Annotated in this window: 2 protein-coding genes; both read left to right on the top strand. The window is 33.3% G+C overall.

Going from position 1 to position 1,297, the window contains the following annotated elements; genetic code table 11:
- Positions 1-39 precede the first annotated feature (39 nt).
- Positions 40-411 (top strand): transposase, encoded by a 372-nt coding sequence (locus tag ACFSSB_RS15480; RefSeq protein ID WP_038529377.1) that lies wholly within the window; start codon positions 40-42, stop codon positions 409-411.
- A complete protein-coding gene (locus tag ACFSSB_RS15475; RefSeq protein WP_379905938.1) occupies positions 408-1,262 on the top strand; it encodes an IS3 family transposase in 855 nt (284 codons plus the stop codon). The genes ACFSSB_RS15480 and ACFSSB_RS15475 overlap by 4 nt, the downstream gene beginning before the upstream one ends.
- Positions 1,263-1,297 lie beyond the last annotated feature (35 nt).

Raw genomic sequence — 1,297 nt, 5'->3', positions numbered from 1 at the left:
TGACCCGTCCTGAATAAAGGCTACATAATTTTAAACATTATGTACAAAAATGACAAAGTAATCAGACGGTATTCAGAACCTTTCAAACTGAAAATTTTAGCCGAACTTACAACCGGTAAACACACAAAGAGCGAACTTTGTAAACTCTACTCCATTGCTCCTACAACAGTCAATGAGTGGATTAAAAAGTACAATCGCAAAGACTTAATGAACACCAGAGTAAAAGTGGAAACAAAAGACGAAATATCAAGAATTAAAGCACTTCAAAAGGAAATAGAACAGCTTAAAAAACTACTGATTAAAAAGGATCTAGATACTTTGGTATTAGATTCATACCTTGAAGTAGCAGCCGAAGACTTAGGCTATAAATCTGTAGCTGAACTAAAAAAAAAGCTAAGTATAAAGCCTTGATCAAGGCTAAAGAGAAATCTAAGGGATTTGCGTCTTTAACTACTATAACGAGTTGTTTTGGGCTTAAACGTGATGCGTATTATAAATACAAATCTAGAGCTGATAAGCGTTTAATACTGGAGCAGCAGATTATAAAAATAGTCAGTAGAAAACGTAAATCCCTTCCTAGAGAAGGTGTTCGTAAACTCATTAAATCTTTAGATAAAGAGTTTTACAAAGCCAATCTTAAAGTTGGCAGAGACACTTTATTTAGTGTGCTTAGAAAGCATAACATGCTCACACTTAGAAAGAAAACTAGTTCCAGAACAACAAACTCTTATCATCGTTTTTATAAATACAATAACCTGATAAAAGACATGGAAATTACAAGGCCAAATCAGGTTTGGGTAAGCGATGTAACCTACATAAGAACCATTAAAGGCTTTTGTTACTTAGCACTAATAACAGATATGTATTCCAGGAAAATCGTAGGATATGACCTAAGTGATAGCCTAGAATTAAAAGGATGTGTAAGAGCTTTAAACAAAGCTATATATCAAGCTAAAAACACTAAAGACCTAGTACATCATTCCGATAGAGGCATACAGTATTGTAGCAATGTCTACACGCAAATATTAAAAAGAAAAAAGATAGATATTAGTATGACCGAGGAGAATCATTGTTACGAAAATGCCATGGCAGAGCGTGTAAATGGCATATTAAAAGATGAGTTCTATCTAGACCAGACCTTTGATAACGTGGCTCACGCGAAAAGAGCTACAAAAAATGCAATTAATTTATACAACGAAATAAGATTACATTTATCTTTAGACTATAAAACACCGAATATGGTATATAAATTATCAGCGTAAATTCAATTTTAACCTGTAGCCATATTTCAGGACGA

It is taken from the genome of Lacinutrix gracilariae, assembly GCF_042684485.1.
In the GTDB taxonomy this organism is placed as follows: domain Bacteria; phylum Bacteroidota; class Bacteroidia; order Flavobacteriales; family Flavobacteriaceae; genus Oceanihabitans; species Oceanihabitans gracilariae.
This window is presented reverse-complemented; position numbering and strand designations above follow the sequence as displayed.